Source organism: Rugamonas violacea (genome assembly GCF_016461825.1).
Lineage (GTDB): Bacteria > Pseudomonadota > Gammaproteobacteria > Burkholderiales > Burkholderiaceae_D > Rugamonas.
The window spans coordinates 49,513-68,804 of the sequence record NZ_JAEMNU010000083.1 but is presented as its reverse complement, the minus strand read 5'-3'; the positions used below and the strand labels follow the sequence as shown (position 1 = coordinate 68,804).

Annotated in this window: 19 protein-coding genes; 10 read left to right on the top strand and 9 right to left on the bottom strand. The window is 67.2% G+C overall.

Going from position 1 to position 19,292, the window contains the following annotated elements; all coding sequences use genetic code 11:
- Window positions 1–240 precede the first annotated feature (240 nt).
- From H7U20_RS16280 to H7U20_RS16265, 4 genes are all read right to left on the bottom strand, one after another.
- Window positions 241–672 (bottom strand): DUF2442 domain-containing protein, encoded by a 432-nt coding sequence (locus H7U20_RS16280; protein ID WP_199760200.1) that lies wholly within the window; start codon window positions 670–672, stop codon window positions 241–243.
- A complete protein-coding gene (locus H7U20_RS16275; protein ID WP_199760199.1) occupies window positions 656–1,021 on the bottom strand; it encodes a DUF4160 domain-containing protein in 366 nt (121 codons plus the stop codon). Before H7U20_RS16275 ends, H7U20_RS16280 begins: the two co-directional genes overlap by 17 nt.
- Before the next feature lie 41 nt (window positions 1,022–1,062).
- Window positions 1,063–3,273 carry a S9 family peptidase gene (locus H7U20_RS16270; protein ID WP_199760198.1) on the bottom strand — a complete coding sequence of 737 codons (2,211 nt, stop codon included), beginning with the start codon at window positions 3,271–3,273 and terminating at the stop codon, window positions 1,063–1,065.
- 146 nt (window positions 3,274–3,419) lie between these two features.
- The gene (locus tag H7U20_RS16265; protein WP_199760197.1) at window positions 3,420–4,802 is read right to left on the bottom strand and encodes an MATE family efflux transporter; all 1,383 of its coding nucleotides are present in this window, start codon (window positions 4,800–4,802) and stop codon (window positions 3,420–3,422) included.
- A 179-nt stretch (window positions 4,803–4,981) separates the two neighbouring features.
- Between H7U20_RS16265 and H7U20_RS16260 the strand changes: the two genes are divergently transcribed.
- The 3 genes from H7U20_RS16260 (at window position 4,982) to H7U20_RS16250 (ending at window position 6,993) form a co-directional block, all read left to right on the top strand.
- A complete protein-coding gene (locus H7U20_RS16260; RefSeq protein ID WP_199760196.1) occupies window positions 4,982–5,626 on the top strand; it encodes a beta/gamma crystallin-related protein in 645 nt (214 codons plus the stop codon).
- Window positions 5,627–5,736: 110 nt separating this feature from the next.
- Window positions 5,737–6,678: a DnaJ C-terminal domain-containing protein gene (locus H7U20_RS16255; protein WP_199760195.1), complete on the top strand. Its 942-nt coding sequence runs from the start codon at window positions 5,737–5,739 to the stop codon at window positions 6,676–6,678.
- 3 nt (window positions 6,679–6,681) lie between these two features.
- The gene (locus H7U20_RS16250) at window positions 6,682–6,993 is read left to right on the top strand and encodes a chaperone modulator CbpM (protein ID WP_233410806.1); all 312 of its coding nucleotides are present in this window, start codon (window positions 6,682–6,684) and stop codon (window positions 6,991–6,993) included.
- A gap of 259 nt (window positions 6,994–7,252) precedes the next feature.
- Here the strand turns inward: H7U20_RS16250 and H7U20_RS16245 are convergent, their stop codons facing one another.
- Complete coding sequence (locus H7U20_RS16245; RefSeq protein WP_199760194.1) at window positions 7,253–8,188, bottom strand: LysR family transcriptional regulator; 936 nt, start codon at window positions 8,186–8,188, stop codon at window positions 7,253–7,255.
- A gap of 196 nt (window positions 8,189–8,384) precedes the next feature.
- Between H7U20_RS16245 and H7U20_RS16240 the strand changes: the two genes are divergently transcribed.
- From H7U20_RS16240 to H7U20_RS16225, 4 genes are all read left to right on the top strand, one after another.
- Window positions 8,385–8,999 (top strand): FMN-dependent NADH-azoreductase, encoded by a 615-nt coding sequence (locus H7U20_RS16240; RefSeq protein WP_199760193.1) that lies wholly within the window; start codon window positions 8,385–8,387, stop codon window positions 8,997–8,999.
- A 222-nt stretch (window positions 9,000–9,221) separates the two neighbouring features.
- Complete coding sequence (locus H7U20_RS16235) at window positions 9,222–10,097, top strand: cysteine hydrolase family protein (protein ID WP_199760192.1); 876 nt, start codon at window positions 9,222–9,224, stop codon at window positions 10,095–10,097.
- A gap of 74 nt (window positions 10,098–10,171) precedes the next feature.
- Window positions 10,172–11,362: a nicotinate phosphoribosyltransferase gene (pncB, locus tag H7U20_RS16230; RefSeq protein WP_199760387.1), complete on the top strand. Its 1,191-nt coding sequence runs from the start codon at window positions 10,172–10,174 to the stop codon at window positions 11,360–11,362.
- Between the two features lie 164 nt (window positions 11,363–11,526).
- A complete protein-coding gene (locus H7U20_RS16225) occupies window positions 11,527–13,821 on the top strand; it encodes a putative bifunctional diguanylate cyclase/phosphodiesterase (RefSeq protein WP_233410805.1) in 2,295 nt (764 codons plus the stop codon).
- Between the two features lie 54 nt (window positions 13,822–13,875).
- Here the strand turns inward: H7U20_RS16225 and H7U20_RS16220 are convergent, their stop codons facing one another.
- Complete coding sequence (locus tag H7U20_RS16220; protein WP_199760191.1) at window positions 13,876–14,181, bottom strand: antibiotic biosynthesis monooxygenase family protein; 306 nt, start codon at window positions 14,179–14,181, stop codon at window positions 13,876–13,878.
- Window positions 14,182–14,279: 98 nt separating this feature from the next.
- Complete coding sequence (locus tag H7U20_RS16215; RefSeq protein ID WP_199760190.1) at window positions 14,280–14,915, bottom strand: TetR/AcrR family transcriptional regulator; 636 nt, start codon at window positions 14,913–14,915, stop codon at window positions 14,280–14,282.
- 216 nt (window positions 14,916–15,131) lie between these two features.
- On the opposite strand from H7U20_RS16215, the gene H7U20_RS16210 reads away from it, so the two are divergent.
- The gene (locus H7U20_RS16210) at window positions 15,132–15,554 is read left to right on the top strand and encodes a nuclear transport factor 2 family protein (RefSeq protein ID WP_199760189.1); all 423 of its coding nucleotides are present in this window, start codon (window positions 15,132–15,134) and stop codon (window positions 15,552–15,554) included.
- A gap of 57 nt (window positions 15,555–15,611) precedes the next feature.
- Here H7U20_RS16210 and H7U20_RS16205 read toward each other — a convergent pair whose 3' ends face one another.
- Window positions 15,612–16,949, bottom strand: coding sequence for an ATP-binding protein (locus H7U20_RS16205; protein WP_199760188.1), 1,338 nt, complete (start codon window positions 16,947–16,949; stop codon window positions 15,612–15,614).
- 3 nt (window positions 16,950–16,952) lie between these two features.
- On the bottom strand, window positions 16,953–17,645 hold the full coding sequence (locus tag H7U20_RS16200) for a response regulator (protein WP_199760187.1): 693 nt from the start codon (window positions 17,643–17,645) through the stop codon (window positions 16,953–16,955).
- 200 nt (window positions 17,646–17,845) lie between these two features.
- Here H7U20_RS16200 and H7U20_RS16195 point away from each other — a divergent pair, with 200 nt between their 5' ends.
- Both H7U20_RS16195 and H7U20_RS16190 read left to right on the top strand, forming a co-directional pair.
- Complete coding sequence (locus H7U20_RS16195) at window positions 17,846–18,433, top strand: outer membrane beta-barrel protein (RefSeq protein ID WP_199760186.1); 588 nt, start codon at window positions 17,846–17,848, stop codon at window positions 18,431–18,433.
- Window positions 18,434–18,506: 73 nt separating this feature from the next.
- Window positions 18,507–19,289: a MipA/OmpV family protein gene (locus H7U20_RS16190; RefSeq protein ID WP_199760185.1), complete on the top strand. Its 783-nt coding sequence runs from the start codon at window positions 18,507–18,509 to the stop codon at window positions 19,287–19,289.
- Window positions 19,290–19,292: the final 3 nt, after the last annotated feature.

The window sequence follows — 19,292 nt, the reverse complement described above, 5'->3', positions numbered from 1 at the left end:
AGCCGGCGGGGTCAGCCGGCGGGGTCAGAGCCGGCGGGGTCAGTGCCGACATTTGGACACGACCTCAACCATAACCAGTCCATCGAATCGTTTTACTGCTGAGTCTGTGTACGAATGTCGGCACTGACCCCGGTGGCTGCTGACCCCGGTGGCTGACCCCGGCGGTGGTGGGAATGTGCCGATGAGTGAGCAAAAAAACAGCCGCGATAGCGGCTGTTTTTGCGTGTGCGGCCAAATGCGCTAGGCTTCTTCGGCCAGGCCTTTGTTCTTCTTGGGGCGTCCGCCGAGTTTGCCATTGTTGCGCGCGGCGGCCGTCTTCGCCGGCGACGACGATTTGCCGCCCGCCCGCCCGTTCTGCGCCGCCATCCAGTGGCGCGAGCCGAGGAAGCCTTCCAATAGGGCAGGGAGGTAAATGTCCGCATCGATTTTTGGAAAGCGGACACCGAGACCCGACGGGCTGATTTCCGTCTCGACGAGGTCGGCAGCTTGCGCGTGCTCGAAGCCCTGGACGTCGCGTGGAAGGAATGAAATGTTCAAACCGCTGTTGAGCGAAATCACAATTCGCGCGATACGGCGGTCATAGCGTGCCGCGATGGCGGTGGGATAGGTCGCCTTTTTCGTCACCGCGCGACGATTCGCCGCGACGAGCTCAGCATCAGTAATGAGGTCCATGAATTTTCCTCCATTCGGCACACAGTCGACCTAGTTCGGCGGCGAGTGAGCCGGCAACTCTAACAAGATCTTTTTTCGGAAAACCATAGTTTTCGCGTAGCTCCGGCGGACCGCTGGGGCAGCGCAAATCAAAAACCGCTTCACCGCCATTTCCTTGCACATGCACATGGGCGGGACGGTGGTCGTTTAAATAGATCACGACGCGCAAGCCGAAAATGGCGAGTACTGTGGGCATTGTAGCAAAACCCAAACCGATTGGGTTTTTGGGGAATTGGCGAAATTTATTGTAGTGTGTTTTTTCTGTGGAATTGAACGGTGTTGGTATGCGCAGATCAAAAAAACCCGCCATGAAGGCGGGTTTGTGTTGGCGTGCAAGTGTGCCGGCGGGGCTTACTTGGCCTCGCCCAGGTGCTTTTTGAAGAAGGCCTCGATGTTGCCGTAGACGTGGCGCTGCGGGCCGCGACCGGAGATGCCGTGCTTGGCGCCCGGGTAGGTCATCAGCTCGAAGTGGACGTTGCGGTTGACCAGGGCGTCGATCATGCGCGTGGTGTTGGTGAACAGCACGTTGTCGTCGGCCATGCCGTGCATCAGCAGCAGCGGCGACTTCAGGCCGTCCAGGTGGGCGTAGACGCCGCTGTCGCGGTAGCCGTCGACGTTCTCCTTCGGCAGGCCCATGAACTGCTCGGTGTAGTGGGTGTCGTACAGGCTCCAGTCGGTCACCGGCGCCACCGACACGCCCATCGCGATCTTGTCCGAGGCCGCCGCCAGCAGGCGCAGCGTCATGTAGCCGCCGTAGCTCCAGCCGAACACACCGATGCGCTTGGCGTCGACGAAGCTTTGCTGGCCGAGCCACTCGATGCCGCTCAGCTGGTCCTCGATCTCGTGCTGGCCCAGGTGCTGGTAGATGGCGTCGGTGAAGGCGCGCTCGCGGCGGAAGGAGCCGCGATTATCCAGACGGAAGACGACGAAGCCCTGCTGCGCCATGTACTGGTCGAACAGATTGCCCCATTTGCGCGCCACGTGCTGGGCGTGCGGGCCGCCGTAGGTGGACAGGTAGACCGGGTACTTCTTGAACTGGTTGAAGTTGCTCGGCTTGAGCAGCGAGTAGTACAAGGTTTGGCCATCCTTCGCCTTCAGGCTGCCGTACTCGGTGCGCAGGTGGGCGTCGCGGTAGGCGCCGTAGGGGTGCTTGGCGTCCAGCTCGTTGTGCTCCAGCCAGGCGATCATGCTGCCGTCGGGACGGCGGATGCTGACCTGCGGCGGCGTGTCCGGATCGGAGAAGGTGTCGACGAAAACTTCGCCGTTGCGGGCGAAGGCCGAATCGTGCCAGCCGTCGGCCTGGGTGATGCGTTTGGGCGCGTCGGCCGTGCTGCCGTCCAGCGCCAGCGCGTAGGTCTGCTTGTCGATGACGGCGTCGCGGTTGGAGGCGACGTAGACCTTGCCGGCCTTCTCGTCGACGGCCAGCACGTTGTCGATGCCCCATTCGCCGCGCGAGATGGCGTGCAGCAGCTTGCCGTTCAAGTCGTACAGGTACAGGTGGTTGCGGCCGCTGCGTTCGGAGGCCCAGATGAAGGCTTCGCGTTTGCCGAGGAAGCGCAGGTCGTCGTGGATGCTGACCCAGGTCTTGGAGGTTTCGGTGATCAGCACGCGCTGCGCCAAGGTGGCGGCGTCGACCGAGACCAGCTCCAGCGTCTTCTGGTCGCGGCTCTGGCGTTGGAACAGCAGGGCCTTGCCGTTGGCGCTCCAGTCGGCGCGCACCAGGTAGATGTCCTGGTTGGCGCCCAGGTCGACCTGGCGCCGCTCGCCGCTGGCCGGCGAGACGATCATCAGCTGCACCAGGGCGTTGGCGTCGCCGGCGGCCGGGTAGCGCTGCTCGATGACGTCGGTGCGGTCGGCGAAGATCTCGAAGCGGCGCACCACCGGCACCGGCGCCTCGTCGTAGCGCTTGTAGGCGATGGCCGAATCGTCCGGCGCCCAGTAGTAGCCGGTGCGCTGGCCCATTTCCTCTTGCGCGACGAATTCGGCCTCGCCGTTGTGCACCGTGCCGGCGCCGTCGCTGGTCAGCTGGCGCTCCTTGCCGGTGGCCAGTTCGATGACGAACAGGTTTTGCTGGCGCACGAAGGAAACGTAGCGGCCCTTCGGCGAAATTTTCGGATCGTAGACATTGCCGGCGGCGACCAGGCGCGCCTGCTCCGGCTTGGCGATGTCGACCAGGTACAGGTTGCCGGCGATCGGCACCAGCAGCTGCTTGCCGTCGGGCGACCAGGAGTAGCTGAGGATGCCCTTCAGACTGGAGGTGCGCTCGCGTTCGCGGCGCGCCTTCTCGGCGTCGGACAGCTGCTCGTCGGGCACCAGGATCTTCGAGTCGACCAGGCGCTGGGTGCTGCCGTTCTTCAGGTTGAATTCCCACAGGTCGAGCTGGAACTGGTTGTCGTCGCGGCCGCGCAGGAAGGTCACGCGGGCGCCGTCGGGCGACACCTTCAGATTGCGCACGCCCGGCCCGCCCAGCGCCGGGTCGGCGTGGATGCGGTCCAGGGTCAGGCGTTCGGCGGCGGCGGGACCGCCGGCCAGGGCGGCGAGGAAGCAAAGGATAAAGCGCATGGATGTCTCGTTATGTGTAAGAGGCCGCCGGCCGGCGGCCTGGTAAATGACGCCAGACGATACCAGACATCGGCGCTGATGGCGAGACGGCGGTCTTCGGAATCGTCCGCCGAAAACCGTGTTTCGTTCGGCGGCGTATGGCTTGCCTAGGCGCGCAGGCGGCTCAGCGACAGCCGATGCAGCGAAGCGCTGAGCAGCACGGCGGCGATGGTCAGGCCCAGCACCAGGGCGATCCAGAAGCCGTCGGCCCGCATCGGCGCGGCCGGCGTCCATGGCATCATGGCCGGCGCCAGGCCGAGGAGCCAGCCCAGCGGCAGCGCGCAGCCCCAGAAGGCGAACATCTGGATCACCATCGGCGGGCGGGTCACCTTGTAGCCGCGAATCGCGCAGGAGGCGGCCACCTGGGTCGCGTCGGACAGTTGGAACAGCGCGGCGAACAGCAGCAGGTGGGCGGCCAGTTGGCGCACCGCCGGGTCGGAGGTGTAGGCGGCGGCGATCTGGTGGCGCAGCAGCACGATCAGCGCCGCCGACAGCACGGCGAAGGCCAGCGACATGGCCACGCCGACCCAGGCGGCGAAGCGGGCGCGCGCCGGATTGCCTTCGCCGACCGCCTGGCCGACGCGGGTGATCAGGCCGATGCCGAAGCTGAGCGGCACCATGAACACCAGCGAAGAGAAGTTCAGCGCGATCTGGTGCGCCGAGATCTGCACCGCGCCGAAGCGGGCGATCAGCAGGCTGACGGCGCCGAAGGCGCTGACCTCGGCGAAGTGGGTGATGCCGATCGGCAGGCCGAGGTGCAGCATGTTCCTGATCTCCGGCCAGTGCGGCCCCTCCCAGCGGTCGAACGGATAGGTGGCGCGGTAGGCCGGCGCCAGCTTGATCCAGGCGACCATCGCCGCCAGCATCAGCCACAGGCCGGCGCTGGTGGCCACCGCGCAGCCGACCGCGCCCAGCGCGGGGAAGCCCCAGTTGCCGTACACCAGCAGCCAGTTGACGGCGATGTTGAAGAACAGGCCGCCGATGGCGATCAGCATCACCGGCTTGGTCTGGTCGATGCTGGTGCTGTAGCCGTACAGGGCGCGGTAGGCGGCGAACGGCGGCAGGCCCAGGCTGATGATGTGGACGAACAGCGAAGCCTGGGCGTTGACCGCGTCGGTCAGGTACAGGTGGTCGAACAGCAGCGTGGCCAGGTTGGCCAGCAGCGCGGCGATGACGCCGACGCCGAGCCCCTTCCACAAGCCCTGGCGCACCGCGTGGGGGATCTTGCCGAGCTGGCCGGCGCCGATGTCGTGGGCGACGATGCTGTTCATCGCCATCATCACGCCGGTGACGGTGACCAGGATGATCGACCAGATCGACGCGCCCAGCGACACCGCCGCCAGTTCGTCGGCGCTGGCGTGGCCGGTCATGGCGACGTCGGCCACACCCATGCCGACCGTGGCCAGCTGGCCGACCAGCATCGGCCAGGCGAGACGCCACAGGCCGGCGGCTTCGGAGCGGATGGCGGGCAGGGTGAAGGAGGTGGGCATGGCGCGGTCCGCAGCAGGGAAAACCGTCGATTTTACTTTGAAATAACATTGCCGGCTTGAACAAGTCAAGTCTGGGCATGCGGTAGGGAAAATGTTACATTTTCATCGATTGGGATTGTCGTCAAGAATGTATGCTGCTGCGTTATTGGCCTACTAGAGTATTTTCCGGAGATTTAATTATGAAAAAGATCATGACTGCCGCCTTGTTGCTGGCCGCGCTGAACCAGGTGAGCGCCCAGGCGGGCGAGTTGACGCTGTTTTCGCGCCCCGATTTCGGCGGCCAGGACGTGAGCCTGCGCGGCGCCACGTCCGACCTGAACCAGCGCGATTTCAACGACCGCGCCTCCAGCGCGGTGGTCCGCTCGGGCACCTGGGAGGTCTGCGAGCACGCCGATTTCGGCGGCCGCTGCATGATCCTGGAGCGTGGCGAGTATCCCACCCTGCGCCGCTTCGACAACCTGATCTCCTCGGCGCGCGAGATCGACCGTGGCAATCGTGGCGGCTGGGGCCGCGACCGCGATCACGACCGCGACGACGGCAACCGTGGCAACGGCAACGGCAACGACTACGGCCGGCGCGGCGACGCCGTGATGCTGTTCGAGCACGCCCGCTTCGAGGGCCGCCAAGTCGGCGTGCACAACGACGTGCGCACCCTGCGCGACTTCGACTTCAACGACGTGATCAGCTCGATCATCATCAACGACGGCCGTTGGGAGTTCTGCAACGACGCCGATTTCGGCGGCCAGTGCATCACCTACGGTCCGGGGCGTTATCCGGTGATCGACATGAACGACCGCATCTCCTCGATGCGCCGGGTGCGCTGAGATAATCGGCCCCGGTTTTGCGCTGGGGTGGTAGTGCAACGCGCGCCGACGGCGCGCGTTTTGCGTTAGGCTATACTCGCTGGCGAATATGGCAACCTTTGGGAGCGCAAGTGGAATACAAGGACTACTATCAAACGCTGGGGGTGGCCAAGACCGCCACCGAGGACGAGATCAAGAAGGCCTACCGCAAGCTGGTGCGCAAGTATCATCCTGACGTCAGCAAGGAAGCCAACGCGCAGCACATGACCCAGGAGTTGAACGAGGCCTACGGCGTGCTGGGCGAAGCCGAGAAGCGCGCCGCCTACGACGAGCTGGGCCGGGGCCATCAGTACCGCGCCGGCCAGGAATTCCGTCCGCCGCCCGACTGGGGCGCCGGTTTCGGCGGCGCGGGCGCGGGCGCTGCCGGCGCTGGTGCCGGTGGCGCCGCCGGCAGCGACTTTTTCGCCGACCTGTTCGCCCATCTGGGCGGGCGCCGGCGCGGCGGCTTCCAAAGCCCGACGCGCGGCGAGGACAGCCACGCCAGCGTGGTGATCGACCTGGCCGACTCCTACCACGGCGCGACGCGCACCATCAAGCTGCGCATCCCCGAGAACGACGGCTACGGCCGCGTTGTCACGCGCGAACGCACGCTCGACGTCAACATCCCCAAGGGCGTGACGGCGGGCCAGCAGCTGCGCCTGTCCGGCCAGGGCCAGTCGGGCGGTGCCGGGCCGGGCGACCTGTATCTGGAGCTGCAGTTCAGCAGCGACCCGCGCTACCGCGTCGAGGGCCGCGACGTGTTCGCCACGGTGCCGGTGGCGCCGTGGGAGCTCGCGCTGGGCCAGGAAATCGACGCCGCCACGCCGTCCGGCAAGGTGACCGTGACGCTGCCGGCCGGCTCGCAAAGCGGGCGCAAGCTGCGCCTCAAGGGGCGCGGCATTCCCGGCAATCCGGCCGGCGACCTGTACCTGCTGCTCGAGCTGGTGCTGCCGCCGGCCAGCAGCGCGCGGGCGAAGGAATTGTATGAAACCATGGCGCGCGAGATGGCCTTCAATCCGCGCGCGGGAGGATGAGCGATGGGACAATCGGAATTGATGAGCGGCGTGCTGGTCGACGAGGCCGCGCTGACGGTCGAGGAACTGGCCCGCGCCTGCGCGGTCGAGCCTGACTGGGTGGTGCAGCATGTGCGCACCGGCATCCTGCTGGAGGAGGCCTCCGGGCATGTCGCCAGCTGGCGCTTCACCAGCGTCCACCTGATGCGGGCGCGCCGCCTGCGCCAGGTTGAGCGCGACTTCGACGCCAACGACGACGTCGCCGCGCTGGTGGTCGATTTGTCGGAGGAGATCCGCCGGCTGCGCGGCCGCCTGCGTGCCGCCGGCATCCAGTAGCGCGGGGCGCTCAAGGCCACGTCGAAGCAGCGCCAAATCGTCGTTGCCGCGCCCACGTCGAAGCAGCGCCAGATCGTCGTTGCCGCGCCCAGGTCGAAGCAGCGCCAGATCGTCGTTGCCGCGCCCAGGTCGAAACAGCGCCAGATCGTCGTTGCCGCGCCCAGGTCGAAGCGGCGCCAGATCGTCGTTCCCGCGCAGGCGGGAACCCATGCCGAGCCAATTGAGGCGAGCGGCGTAGGGGGGGGCGCCGGCGCGCGCCTCAGCCCAGCCGTTTGACGTGCTCGCTGGCGGCCGGCATGCTCGGCTCCAGATCGAAGAACTGCTGCATCAGCCACTTGCCGGCCGGCCCGGGTTCCTCGTCGCCCCGGTGGATCACATACAGCGGGAAGCTGAACGAGTTGCCGTCGTTGATGTCGAGGCGCACCAGCCGGCCCCGTTCCAGGTCTTCCTGGATCAGCTCCAGCGGCATATTGCCCCAGCCTATGCCGCTGCGCAGCAGATTGTGCTTGGAGCCCAGGTCGCCCAGGCGCCAGTCGCGCAGCGCCTGCACGCCGAAGTCCTGGCCGGCGGTCAGCTTGCTGCGGTCGGTCACCACCAGCTGGATGTGCTCGCGCAGCAGCGCCGTCGGGATCTTGCCCTCGATCTTGGCCAGCGGATGCAGCGGCGAGGCCACCGGCACCATCGTCACGAAACCGAAGCTGCGCCGCTCTATCGTCTCCGGCATGCCCGGCATCCAGCCGCTGATGCCGATGTGGCAGGCGCGCTCCATCACCAGTTCCGTCACCGCGCCCAGCGCCTCCATGCGCAGCCGCATCGACACGGTGGGGAACTCGTGCTGGAAGGCGTGCAGGATCTTGACCAGCGCGCAGGCCGGGAACATCACGTCGACCACCAACGACACCTCCGCCTCCAGCCCGGCCGACAGCGCCTTGGCGCGCGAGCGCATGCCGTCGACCTTCAGCGAAACGGCGCGGGCGTCGGCCAGCAGCGCCTTGCCGGCCTCGGTCAGCACCGGCTTGCGCTTGCTGCGGTCGAGCAGTTCGATGTTGAGCTGCTCCTCCAGGTTGGCGATGGTGTAGCTGATCACCGACTGGGTGCGGTGCAGGGCCCGCGCGGCATGGGCGAAACCGCCGTGGTCGATGACGGCGATGAAGACGCGCAATTGGTCGAGGGAGGGCAGGCCGGGATCTCGCATGATGTATTTATATCGAAAAAATCGATGTTACCGTTCTAGATTCTATGGATTCCATAGATATTAAACCCGAACTATGATGACCGCAACACTCAACGGCGCGCAACGGTATCGACAGGCGCCCGAGCTTATCCACTTGAGCCCGTTCCGGACGTCGCATGACGGCGGCGGAGCGGCCAGACCAAAAGGAATCGGCATCATGGCAAATGTACTTTATATCAACAGCAGCGTGCGCAACGCGGGCTCCCTGTCGCGTCAACTGTCGGCGGAATTCATCGCCAAATGGCGCGCCGCCAATCCGGCCGACAACATCGTCGAGCGCGATCTGGTCAGCGATCCGGTGCCGCACTTGAGCGAGCAGATGATGGGCGCCTTCTTCACCCCGGCCGAGGCGCGCAACGCCGAGCAGGCGCACACCATCAAGCTCTCCGACACCCTGGTCGACGAGCTGGTCGCCGCCGACGTCATCGTGCTCGGCGCGCCGATGTACAACTTCTCCGTCAGCTCCGGCCTGAAGGCCTGGATCGACCACGTCTTGCGCGTCGGCCGCACCTTCAAGTACGGCGCCAACGGCCCGGAAGGCCTGCTGGCCGGCAAAAAGGTCTACGTCTTCACCGCCAGCGGCGGCGTCTACAGCGAAGGCCCGGCCGCCGGCTATGACTTCCTCGCCACCTACCTGCGCACGGCGCTCGGCTTCATCGGCCTGAGCGACGTCACCTTCGTCCAGGCCGAGGGCGTGGCGATGGGCGAGGAGGCCGTCGCCAGCACGTTGGCCAAGGGCCGCAGCAAGATCGAGGCGTTGATCGCCGCCTAAGGGCACTTCGAAAACCAGCAAATTGTCGTTCCGCATCGGCGGACCGCCGCGCTGGCGGGAACCCATGCTGAACCAATGAGCGTGCGGTGTATGGATTCCCGCCGGCGCCGGCGTTTCAAGCCAGCTTCGCCCCCGCCATGGCCACACGCATGGCGATTTTTTTGGGTTTTTTGCATTGTTGCCTTTATCATGCAGAACACGTCCGTGTTCTGGAGCTTCATCATGAAACGCAATCTGCAACTGCTCATCATCGACCCGCAAAACGATTTCTGCGACCTGCCGCCGGACTACCTGCCCGACAATCCGGCCACCCGCAAGCCGCACGCGCCGGCGCTGCCGGTGCCCGGCGCGCACCAGGACATGCTGCGCCTGGCCGGCCTGATCAATCGTGGCCGCCTCGGCCTGTCGGCCATCAGCGTCACGCTCGACGCCCACCACCGCTTCGACATCGCCCACCCCACCTTTTGGCTCGCCCACGACGGCGCCCCGGTGGCGCCGTTCACGCCGATCAGCGCCGCCGACGTGCGCGCCGCCCGCTACCTGCCGCGCAACGGCGCCAGCGCGCGCGTGCTGGCCTACCTGGACGCGCTGGAGGCGGCCGGCCGCTACCAGTTGATGGTGTGGCCGGTGCACTGCGAGATCGGCAGCTGGGGCGGCTGCGTGCACGCCGACGTGCGCGCCGCCTACAACCGCTGGGAGGACGCCGCGCTGGGCGTGGTCGGCAAGCTGCTCAAGGGCTCCAATCCGTGGACCGAGCACTACTCGGCGGTGATGGCCGAGGTGCCCGACGCCACCGACCCGGGCACCGAACTCAATCTCGCCTTCCTCGACGGCCTGGCGCCGGCCGAGCAGATCTACATCGCCGGCGAGGCCGGCAGCCACTGCGTCAAGGCCAGCGTCGAACACATCGCCGCCCATTTCGCCGAGCGCTTCGGCGCCGCCTCGCTGGCGCGGTTGGCGCTGCTGACCGACTGCATCAGCCCGGTGGCCGGCTTCGAGCCGCAATACCAAGACTTCCTCGCCAGCATGCAGGCGCGCGGGGTGCAACTGGTGCAGTCGGGCGAGGTGTTGCAGGAGCTGCTGAAGAACGCCAGGTAAGCCGGAGCACGCCCAGGCCCCGCATCGCGTAAGATATTGGCTCAATGCAATTGGAGAGCGAATTGACTATGCCCATGGCGCCTATCGTGCGCAGCCTGCTGGAAACCGACCTGTACAAGTTCACCATGTGGCAGGCGCTGTTGCACAGCCATCCGAACTCGCACACCGAGTACGAGTTCGTCTGCCGCAACACCCCGGTGTTCCCGCTGGCCGAGCTGAAGGAGGCGGTCGAGCGCGAGCTGGACCACCTGTGCACCATGGCCTTCGCCGAGGACGAGCTGGACTACCTGCGCGCGCTGCGCTACATCAAGAGCGACTTCGTCGACTTCCTCGCCGTGTTCCGCTTCCAGCGCAAGTTCATCCACGTCAGCACCGACGGCGACGCACTGCGCATCCATGCCGCCGGGCCGCAGGTGCACGTGATGGCCTTCGAAATCTTCGTGCTCTACATCGTCAACGAGCTGTACTTCCGCCGCTTCGACGGCGCCGCCGCGCTGGCCGAGGGGCGCCTTCGCCTCGACGACAAGATCGCCGAGCTGCACGCCTTCGGCCAACAGCCGGCGCTGCGCCATCCCTTCGAGTTCTCCGACTTCGGCGTGCGCCGCCGCTTCTCCGCCGCCTGGCACGAGGAGGTGGTGCTGCGCCTGGCGCAGGAGGTGCCGCAGTATTTTCGCGGCACCTCCAACGTCTACCTGGCCAAGCGCTTCAACCTGATCCCCATCGGCACCATGGCGCACGAGTACATGCAGTCCTTCCAGGCCTTCGGCGTGCGCCTGCGCGACTTCCAGAAGGCGGCGCTGGAGGCCTGGGTGCAGGAGTATCGCGGCGACCTGGGCGTGGCGCTGACCGACGTGGTCGGCATGGACGCCTTCCTCGACGACTTCGACCTGTACTTCGCCAAGCTGTTCGACGGCCTGCGCCACGATTCGGGCGACCCGGTGGTGTGGGGCGAGAAGGCGCTGGCCCACTACGCCGCGCTGCGCATCGACGGCAACACCAAGCGCCTGGTGTTCTCCGACGGCCTGAACCTGCAGCGCGCCTTCGCGCTGTACCGCCACTTCGCCGGCCGCATCATGACCGGCTTCGGCATCGGCACCAACCTGACCAACGACGTCGGCCTGACGCCGCTGAACATCGTCATGAAGCTGGTCTGCTGCAACGGCCAGTCGGTGGCCAAGCTGTCCGACTCGCCCGGCAAGACCTTGTGCAAGGACGAGACCTTTCTCGCCTATCTGCGCCAGGTGTTCAAGCACCCGGCACAGTAGCCCGGCCGCGCGCCGCCGGCGTGGGCGATTGTGGACACGGCGCGCCGGAATTCTCGCCCCGTTTGCCTTCCAAGCAATAAAATCGCTTACCATGGGAATGATAAATTCCATGGTGGAAACTACCGACAGCGGTGGCTTGACGCGGACAGGCGGGGATGTAGCGCATGAAATATTTGTATTTTACTAATTCCGCCGTACTCTTGATGTTGGGTGCCGTGTTGCTGCTGGTGTGGTGGCGCCATCGCGCCCAGGCCTTCGCCCGCGACCTGGCTTGCTCGACCATGGCGGCCGGCCTGAGCTCGGCCAGCTTCTACTTCTACCGCAACGCGCCGCTGCCCTACGACCAACTGGCCTTCGCCGTCGGCCTGTGCGGCAACATCCTCAATCTGCTGTTCATGAGCTCCGGCGTGATGCGCCTGGCCGGCCGCCGGCTGCGTCCGGTGGCGGTGCTGGCCATGCTGGCGGTCATGGCGCTGGTGTTGATCGTGCCGTCCTACGCCAACAAGCTGGTCTACTGGCCCTTGGTCACCCTGGGCGTGACCTGCGGCCTGGGCGCGCTGGCGGCCTGGTGGATGCGCGGCGCCAGCGCGCTGGAACGCGGCATCGGCCCGATGCTGATGGTGCTGGGGCTGAACCAGCTGCCGCTGGTCTACGCCGGCGAGGAGGGCATCGCGGCCAATCTGTTTCTCTCAACGGCGCTGCGCACCGCGCTGGTGTGCGTGCTGCTGTTCGCCGCGCTGGCCCGCTCGGCGCGCGAGACGCGCAAGCTGTCGGCCCGCTTCGCCCTGCTGACCGAGCATGCGCAGCAGGGCGTGGTGGTCACCGACGGCCAGCGCATCCTGCACGCCAACCCGGCGGCGCTGGCGATCTACGGTCTGACGCCGGCGCGCGGCGCGCCCGAACTGCTGGCGCAAATGCCCGAGTCGAGCGTCAGCGCCGAGGCGCTGGCCAAGGTCCACCGCCAGCTACAGGACGGCACGCTGGCGCTGGCCAGCTGGGACGGCCGGCGCAAGGGGGCCGACGGGCAGTGGCGCGACCTGCGCTTCTCCGCCTGGCGCATCGATTGGGAAGGCGAGTCGGCCACCCAGTTGCTGATCACCGACGACACCGAGCGCATCGCCAGCGCGCGCGAGTTGCAGCACCAGGCCAGCCACGACGAGCTGACCGGCCTGCCCAACCGCAGCGTGCTGATGGAGCGGCTGGCGCAGTGCTGCGCGGCCGAGCGCGCCGGCGCGCCCTGCACGCTGGTGGTGCTCAACATCGACCGCTTCAAGCTGTTCAACCAGAGCCACGGCCACCTGGCCGGCGACCGCGTGCTGCAGGCCTTCGCCGCCAAGCTGGCCGGGGCCTTGGGGCCGGGCGCCGAATTGATGCGCCTGGGCGGCGACGAGTTCGCCCTGCTCGAACCGGGCGCCGGCGCCGCGCGCGAGATGGCGCAGCGCTTGCGCGCCGTTTGCGCCCAGCCGCTGGCGGTGGCCGACGGCGAGTTTTTCATCGACGCCTCGATGGGCATGGCGGTGTATCCGGCCAACGCGGCCGAGCCGGACGCGCTGCTGCGCGCCGCCAACGCGGCGATGTACCAGGCCAAGCGCACGCCGGGCACCGCGTTGGCGCTGGCCGAGCAGCGCTTCGAGCTGATGTCGAGCCAGGCGCTGGAGCAGGAGCAGGCGCTGCGCAAGGGCATCCGCAACCACGAGATCCATCTGCACTTTCAACCCAAGGTCGACGCCACCACCGGCCGGCTGCTGGCCTTCGAGGCGCTGGCGCGCTGGCACCGGCCCGGCATCGGCGACATCAGCCCGGTGGAATTCATCGCCATCGCCGAGCACACCGGCCTGATCGCCGAACTGGGCGCCATGCTGCTGCGCGAGGCCTGCCGCCAGATCGCGCTGTGGCGCGCCGCCTTCGGCGAGTGCGTGCCGGTGGCGGTCAACGTGTCGCCGGTGCAGCTGCTCGATCCCGGTTTCCTGCAACTGGTCGAGCAGGCGCTGGAGCAGCACGGCGTGCCGGCGCGCTACCTGACGCTGGAGATCACCGAGAGCGCGGCGGTCGACAACCTCGACGACACGCGCCAGCAGCTGCAGCAGCTGCGCGAGTTGGGCGTGCAGGTGGCGATGGACGATTTCGGCACCGGCTTCTCGTCCTTGAGCATGCTGCGCAATCTGCCGCTGCACACGCTGAAGATCGACCGCGCGCTGATCGACCCGCTGCCGGCGGCCGACGCGGTGGCGGTGGTGCGGGCGATCTGCCAATTGGCCGATGCGCTGCAACTACGCGTGGTGGCGGAGGGGATAGAGACGTCGGCGCACGCGCTGTCGGCGCGCTTGGCCGGTTGCCACGAGCTGCAGGGCTTTCACTTCGCCCGGCCGATGCCGCCGCAGGAGGCGACGCAGTGGCTGCGCCTCGGCCTGGAGGGCGCGGTGACGCCGGACCTGGCCGGCATTACCGGCCAGGATTGAAGCGGGCGGGGAGGGCGACCGCCTCGGCGGAATGGAAACGGCGGGCTTGAAGGCTTAGCCGCCGAAGCCGGCGACCACGGTCTCGAAGTGTTCGACCTTGGGCGGCTGGGCGAAGTAACCGCCCACCAGGCCGCGCCAGGCTTGGAAGTCGGCGCTTTCGCGGAAGTCGACGGTGTGGTTTTCCAGCGTCTGCCAGCCGACCACCAGGTGGTAGGTGTCGGCCTGCTCGATGCCACGGGTCAGGCGCATCGACAGGCAGCCCTTGGCGCGCTGGAACAGCGGCGTGGCTTCGGCGACGCCGGCCTGGAAGGCGGTGTGGGCGTCCGGTTTGATGTACAGCTCGGCGATTTCATAGATCATGGCGGCTCCTGTGTTGGGGGCTACCATTCTGCCTGAAGCCGGCCGATCGTGCCGGCGCCGGCGCCGCCCGGGGCGGCCAAGCCCTGCGCCTGTGCTGCCTAGGCCTCGCGCGGCGGCGTGCGCAGGATGAACAACAGCGCCTGCTGCGCCAGTTCCTTGACGTCGGCGCCGCTGCCCGGCTTGAACCACTGCACGGTCCAGTTCAGCGCGCCGAAGATCAGCAGGCGGTCGAAGCGCGACGGCATGGCCCAGTCGCCGGAGCGGTGCAGGGCCCCGATCACCTCGTCCCACACCGCCTCGTAGCGGTCCTTCAGCGCGACGATGCGTTGGCGCGAGGGCTGGTCGAGCGAGCGCCATTCGTACAGCAGCACGGCGATGAAGTCGTGGTCGGGCGCCAGCAGGGTGTGCAGGTGGACTTCGACCAGCCGCTCCAGCGCCGCGCGCGGCGCCAGGCCCTGCTCGGCGATGGCCTCGATCTGCAGCAGCGAGCGGGCCATGCCCTGTTCCATGATCGCCACCAGAATATCCTGCTTGGTCTTGAAGTGATAGAACCAACTGCCGGCCTGGATGCCGCTGGCGGCGGCGATGTCGCGCACGGTGGTGTTGTCGTAGCCTTTTTCGCGGAACAGGCGGGCCGATTTTTCGATCAGTTCGGCGCGCAAGCCGCCGCCCTCGCCCTTGGCGGGGCGTCCGCGTTTTTTCAGCACGGAGGGAGGGGGGGCGAGGGTCTGCATGGTAGTTGATATCAAAAGGCACTAATCGCCCATTTTAATGCAAAGTGGCTTTCAACCCGGTTTCAACTGGGTTATTCGCGCGAATTGGCCCGTTTTTGGCCCGTTTTTCGTCATTTTCGCCGGCTATGCGCCGCCGCATATACCCCATATCAGCGCTCGGCCCGGCCGCCCGGCGGTGCCGCACGGCATGATGGCAGGCCAACCCAGGAGCATGCCATGAACCGCAATACCACTTCCACTTCCCCTTCCTCGTTCGTCGCCACGCCGACCTACAGCGCCGAGCAGGCGGCCGTGCTGACGCCGATTGAACAGTACTTCCTCGGCCACGCCCGCGACGACGCGGCGCATATGCGGCTGGCCTTTCTGCCGAGCGCGCACATCGAGTCGATGCGCGAGGGCGTGTTCACCTCCTGGCCGCTGGACGTGTACTGCGAGCGCTTCAAGGGCCTGCCGGCGGCCGACGAGGCGCAACGCCGCCGCACGGTGGACTGGATCGACGTGGGCGGCAACTCGGCCTGCGCCAAGATCACGCTGCTGCACGGCGCCGTCACCTTCACCGATTATTTTGTGCTGCTCAAGACCGAGGCCGGCTGGAAGATCGCCAACAAGGCCTTCAACGGCCAGCCGACCTTGGCCTGACCTTGGCCTGATCTTGGCCTGAGCTTCGCCGACCTTCGCTCGACCTTCGCCTGATCTTCAACTTCGCCGGCAGGGGATGGTGAGCACGAAGCGGGCGCCGTGCGGCGCGGTGCCGGTGCCGGCGGCGCCGTCCTCGATGGCGATGGCGCCGCCGTGCAGTTGCAGCGCGCGCTGGGCGATGGCCAGGCCCAGGCCGTAGCCGCCGGCGGCGTGGTCGGCCTCGCGGCCCAGCCGGTAGAACGGCTCGAACACGCGGCCGCGCATGTCGGCCGGGATGCCGGGGCCGTCGTCCTGCACCACCACCGTCCAGTGCTCGGCGTCGTGCCGCGCCGCCGTCAGGACGATGCGGCCGGCGGCGTATTTGGCGGCGTTGCCCAGCACGTTGTTGACGGCGCGCGCCAGCAGGCGCTGGTCGCCGTCGACCATGCCGTCGCCGGCGCCGATGCGCGCCTCCAGCGTGGTGTCGCGCAGGCCGGCGGCGCAGCTGTCGGCGCAGGCGTGCAGCATCGCCGCCAAGTCGAAGGGCGCGCCCTGCGGCGCCTGCGCGTGGTCCAATTTGTTCAAACTGAGCAGCTCGTTGACCAGCGCCTTCAGCTCGTCCACGTCGCCCTCCAGCGCGACCAGACGCGGCTCCAGCGCCGCGTCGGCGGCCGCCGTGCGCAGCAGCTCCAGGCCGAATTCCAGCCGCGCGATCGGCGTGCGCAGCTCGTGCGAGACGGCGTGCAGCAGGTTCTTGCGGGTCTCCAGCAGCGTGGCGATGCGCTCGGCCATGTCGCCGATGCGGCCGGCCAGCGGCGCGATGCTGGAGGTCTGGCGCGGCGCCGGCCGCGCCGTCAGGTCGCCCCGGCCGAAGGCGTCGGCCACGCGCGACAGCGCCTGCAGGCCGCGCCAGTGTGAACGCGACCACCAGCCGATCGGCACCAGCAGGAACAGCGCGACGATGGCGAAGCGGATCGCCTCCATGCCGAGCGCCTCGCCGATGTCGATCGGCAGGCGCTGCACGTGGATCACCTCGGCGTCGCTGTCGATGTAGCGCGCGCCGCGCAAATCGACGCGGCGGTAGAAGGCCTTGGCGCCGACGTCGACCACGATGGCGCCGCCCAGCAGCGCGGCGCGGCGGCGTTCGGGCAGGGCGGCCAGCGCGGCCGGCAGCGGCAGCAGCTCCATGTCGGCGCCGGATACCTCGCGCACCTTGTTCAGGCGCGCCAGCCACTCGTCGCTGGGCGCCAGGTCGATGTATTGCTCAAGCAGGAAGATCTGGCCGGCCGCCTGGCGCGTGGCGATCTGTTCGAGCGGGTCGCCGAACAGGCGGCTGAAGGTGAAGTAGATGACAAAGGTGGCCAGGGTGATGGCCAGCATCACCAGCACGACGAAGCGCTGAAAGATGCGGTTCAAGGCTTATTCCCAGGCGGCCGGGCTGAATAGATAGCCTTCGCCCCAGACGGTCTTGATGCGTTCGGCGCCGCTGTCGTCGAACTTGCGGCGCAGGCGCGAGATGCAGTTGTCGATGCTGCGGTCAAGGCCGTCGAACTCGATGCCGCGCATCTTGACCAGGATGTCGTTGCGCGACATGACGCGGCCGGCCGCCTCGGCCAGGATCAGCAGCAGCTTGAACTCGACGCCGTTGACGCTCACCTCGGCGCCGCGCCAGAACACGGCGCGGTCGGCGCGGGCGATGCGCAGCGCGCCTATCGTCAGGTCGGCGTTGGCCGGCGCCGGCGCCGCGCCGCGCTCGCCACGGCGCAGCAGGGCGCGCAGGCGGGCCAGCAGCACGCGCGGCTGGATCGGCTTGTTGATGTAGTCGTCGGCGCCCTGTTCGAGGCCGGAGACCTCGTCGAACATGTCCTCGCGCGCGGTCAGGATCAGGATCGGCACGGCGCTGAGCTGGCGCAGTTGGCGGCACACCACCATGCCGTCCATGCCGGGCAGGGTCAGGTCGAGCACCACCAGCTCGGGCCGGGTGGCGTCGAAACGGGCCAGCGCCAGGTCGCCGCGCGGCACCACGTCGACCTTGAACTCGTAGGCGTCCAGGTACTCCTTGACCAGCGCGGCCAGGCGCGCATCGTCCTCCACCAGCATCACAGCGATCATCCAGCCTCCATTGTTGGGCAGGCGTATTGTATAAGAGGCACTGCGCGGCGGGGGCATTCCGACAATCGCATACATCGGCGTACATTTTCTATACAAATGGCGCCTACAAATTGACGACAATTGCACGACACCGCAAGGAGGATTTCGACGCCGCGCGCCGCTACCATTCATGGCTCCTACCACTACCCGGAAACACCACCATGAAGCCTATCCTGACTACCCTGTTATTCGCCGCCGCCACCGGCTATTCCTCGCTGGCGCTGGCCGACGACTTCTATGTCGGCGCCAACCTCGCCAGCAAGAGCGAGGGCCACATCAACCAAACCGGCAGGGACGGCAAGACGACGCGCGCCGACAGCAAGAACGGCGGCATCCCGGTCAAGGTCTACGGCGGCTACAACATCTCGCCGCTGCTGGCGCTGGAGGGCGGCTACCAGCGTTACGGCACCAACCATTTCGACCTGCCCCTGGGCGGCCAGCTAGGCGCCGAGGCGCACGCCTTCTACGCCGCCGCCAAGGGCACGCTGGCGTTGAACGAGCAGTGGTCGCTGTTCGGCAAACTGGGCGTGGCCCGCACCAGTTCGAAGATCACCGTGTCCGGTTTGGGCGCGGCCTCGGACAGCCGCAGCGCCAACCGCAACAGCCTGTATGCCAGCGTGGGCGGCGCCTATGCGATCAGCCAGCAGCTGTCGGTGCAGCTGGAGTGGGATCGCTTCGGCAAGGTGAACAACGAGGGCTTTGTCTCCAACCTGAACAACTTGTCACTGGGCCTGCGCTACAGTTTTTAGGCCGGCTCCGCCGGTTTGACCTTAGAATGCGGTGGGCTTGGCCCGCCGTGTTCCCTTTTTTGAAAAGTCGCTGATGATCAAACTGTCCCCGCTGCCCCCGCTGTTACTGCTGCTGGCCTGCGCGCCGGCCCTGGCCGACCAAGCCCGCGTCGCCATGCTGCCCGACGGCAGCACCGACATGTACGTCGGCATGGCCGTCGGCGCCCGCCTGGGCAGCGCCGACCTGAACGAGCATGGCCGCGGCAGCCTCATGCCGCTGCTGCAGGTGGAGTGGGCCAACGGTATCTTCATCGCCAACCTGTCGACGTTGGGCCTGCATTTGTCGACCACGCCGGGCCTCGAGTACGGCCCGTTTTTGGAAACGCGCGACAGCCGCCACCCGAACGACCGGCGCGGCCTGGCCGGTACCGAGACCATTTACGGCAATCCGAACCTGGGCGGCTTCGTCAACTACTACCTGGGCGCGGAGACGCGTCTAACCAGCTCGCTGTACTACGATACCAACGCGCACGGCGCCGGCCTGCACGTCGGCCTGCAAAAGAACCTGCCGAACATCCTGCCGCACCACAGCCTGACCTTTGCGCTGGGCCTGTCGGCCTCCGACAGCCGCGTCATGCGCCAGCTTTACGGCGTGACGGCGGACGCCGAGCGCTATCCCGGCCTGCGCGGCTACCGCGCCACGGCCGGCCTGGGCAGCGTCAACGCCAGCGTCAACTGGAACTGGAAGCTCAGCCCCAGTTGGATGATCAACACCGCCGTCAACGCCAGCCGTTTCGGCGCCGCGGTGGCCGACAGCCCGACCGTCAACCGCAGCAGCGTCGTCAGCGTGTCGACCGGCCTGGCCTACCGCTTCTAGGCA